The sequence below is a fragment of the Synechococcus sp. F70.1 genome (genome assembly GCF_047502745.1).
In the GTDB taxonomy this organism is placed as follows: domain Bacteria; phylum Cyanobacteriota; class Cyanobacteriia; order Thermostichales; family Thermostichaceae; genus Thermostichus.
Genome location: NZ_JANSJL010000020.1, coordinates 1 through 2,875, shown reverse-complemented (window position 1 = coordinate 2,875; position 2,875 = coordinate 1). Strand labels below are relative to the sequence as shown.

The following is a 2,875-nucleotide window of genomic DNA, read 5'->3' as shown; positions in this document are numbered from 1 at the left end:
GGAGTCGTCGGCAGCGTCAGATGTGTATAAGTCACAGGTCGGATCGAACCCGATCCACTCGATCCCCTCGACGCCCTCAAAACGCTTGGCCATCACTTGAAGGGCCTCCGGGTTGTTATCGACCAGAATGAAGCGCCGACCCAGCTCGAGCGCCGCTACGCCCGTTGTTCCACTGCCGGCGAAGAAGTCAAGCACAATCCCCCCTGGGCGAGATGACGCCTGGACGATACGGCGGAGGATTCCCAGAGGCTTCTGGGTAGGATACCCGGTCTTCTCAGCACTGTTCGTCGGAACGATCGTATGCCACCATGTGTCCGTTGGCAGTTTTCCGCGAGCCGCTTTCTCTGGGCCAACCAGCCCCGGAGCCATGTAGGGGATGCGCTCGATTTCGTCCACGTTGAACACATGCCGACCAGGAACCTTTGCGTACAGCAGTATATTGTCGTGCTTGGGAGGCCATCTGTTCCTCGGACGCCCACCGTAGTCATAGGCCCAGATGATTTCGTTCAAGAACGACTCGCGGCCGAAGATGCCGTCAAGAAGCACCTTGCAGTAGTGCACCTCGCGGTAGTCCACGTGAAAGTAGAGGCTTCCGTGCGGCGCCAAGACCCGGTGAGCCTCGACTAAACGAGGCTCCAAGAAGGCTAGATAGTCGTCGAAGAGGTCGATAAAGCGCTTCTTCCCCACGACGATGCTCTCGTAGCGGCGGCCTTGGAATCCGACGCGGTCGCCCCGCTCGGAGCGCACCGTTTTGAGCTGGGTGCGCTCTTGGACCTTTCCGGTGTTGAACGGGGGATCAATGTAGATCAGGTCCACGGACGCCGTTGGAAGTACTCGAAGTACCTCGAGGTTGTCAGCGAGGTAGATTCTGCCAATCACGTTGTTATCCATTGGATTCGTGTTTTGTGAAGGTACTCGCTCGTCTTGATGTAGTACTGGGCGTAGTTAGCCCAGTAGAGCTTGACCTCCTCGCCACCCGCTGGCGGCCTCATGCCCTTGAGGACGGCCCTCTCTAAAGCCCGGCTCTTGACTGAGGCCTTCGAAACCGGTATATCCATTCCCATGGTCAAAGATAGTAAGTAAGCCGCAAGGAAATGCAGCCAGCTGCGGCGTTATCCCCTGTCAAGTAGAGGATAGTTAGTAGTCAGCGGAGGGAGGCTTTCCTTTACACACTGCTTGATGTCCCTCATAGGCCCCGTAGCGCACAGGCTCTGCAAAAGGGGAGTGGAGGGTGGCCTTAGAACAAAAAAATCGGGCCCCACCTACTCTCCCGCCGGTGAAGGCAGTACCCTCGGTAGAAGGCGCTTTCACTGCTCTGTTCGGGATGGGAAGAGGTGGTTCACGCCTTCGTTAGGGACCCTTTTAGTGCTTTGAGGGAGCTTACGCCCGCCTCAAAGCTATCTTTAACAGCGGAGGGGATATGCGGATTACGACACGGGCAATTAGTACGGCTCGGCTCAACAGGTTACCCTGCTTACACCTGCCGCCTATCGACGTGGTAGTCTCCCACGGCCCTTAAGGGACGCCTCATCTTGGGGTGAGCTTCGCGCTTAGATGCTTTCAGCGCTTATCTCGTCCGCACATAGCTACCCAGCGGTGCTCCTGGCGGAACAGCTGGTACGCCAGCGGTGCGTCCACCCCGGTCCTCTCGTACTAAGGGCGGGTCCCCTCAAGCGTCCTGCGCCCGCGACAGATAGAGACCGAACTGTCTTGCGACGTTCTGAACCCAGCTCACGTGCCACTTTAATGGGCGAACAGCCCAACCCTTGGGACCGCCTGCAGCCCCAGGATGTGACGAGCCGACATCGAGGTGCCAAACCTCCCCGTCGATGGGGGCTCTCGGGGGAGATCAGCCTGTTATCCCCGGAGTACCTTTTATCCTTTGAGCGATGGCCCTCCCTTGAGGAACCACCGGATCACTATGCCCGGCTTTCGCCTCTGCTCGACCCGTCGGTCTCGCAGTCAAGCACCCTTGTGCCATTGCACTCTACGCACGGTTGCCAAGCGTGCTGAGGGTACCTTTGGGAGCCTCCGATACGCTTTTGGAGGCGACCACCCCAGTCAAACTACCCACCAGGCACTGTCCCCTGCTGTACAGGGTTAGGCCGCATACACCAGAAGGGTGGTATTTCACTGGCGGCTCCACCCTGACCGGAGCCAGGGCTTCTCAGCCTCCCACCTATGCTACGCATCCAATGCACGCGGCCAATACCAAGCTGTAGTGAAGGTTCACGGGGTCTTTTCGTCCCGTCGCGGGTAACCGGCATCTTCACCGGTACTACAATTTCACCGAGCTCGCGGCCGAGACAGTGCCCAAGTCGTTATGCCATTCGTGCAGGTCGGAACTTACCCGACAAGGAATTTCGCTCACCCAACTCTATGCCTTTCAGCATAGGGTGGACTCTATCTTGGACTTGGCTTCGGTCCAACCCCCTTTCCTATGAGCTCCGCCCGAACTTTCTCTAAGGCTTGACGCCGCCGAGAATTCATCCGCATCGCTATGTCAATAATCTCTAAGAGACCCTCCACACTTAGGTGCTTACCCTCTTTCATCTTGTGGACTACTCGCCGAAAACGAGTAAAATCCACTTGCTTCTGCGTTTTGAGAGGGTGCTTAGTAAAGAAATCACACACTTTTTCCAGCCCTTCCAGAGAGCGGATGCGAAAAGCATACCGGTCTCCCTGGTTAGGCCTTACGACACCATGCCCAAAGAAGCGCTTGAGGGCATAGAGGACAGCGATGCTTCGGCGGTGCTGCACCACCACGAATTCCGGAAGCACTTGATACCCTAAGGCAGTTTTGGGATTTGGGAGGATAGCGATGTGAAAACATCCTTCTCCATCTGTGAATCCCACCACCCATTCAGGCGAAAGC

At 57.0% G+C, this 2,875-nt stretch carries 1 protein-coding gene and 2 rRNA genes; all 3 read right to left on the bottom strand.

Features of this window, described 5'->3' with window-relative positions:
• Positions 1–891 (bottom strand): DNA-methyltransferase (locus NW860_RS01295; RefSeq protein ID WP_414511975.1); only part of this gene is annotated, 891 nt, incomplete at its 3' end.
• A 359-nt stretch (positions 892–1,250) separates the two neighbouring features.
• A 5S ribosomal RNA gene (gene rrf / locus NW860_RS01290) occupies positions 1,251–1,362 on the bottom strand.
• Between the two features lie 61 nt (positions 1,363–1,423).
• Positions 1,424–2,875: ribosomal RNA gene (locus tag NW860_RS01285) — 23S ribosomal RNA — on the bottom strand; the annotation flags it as partial.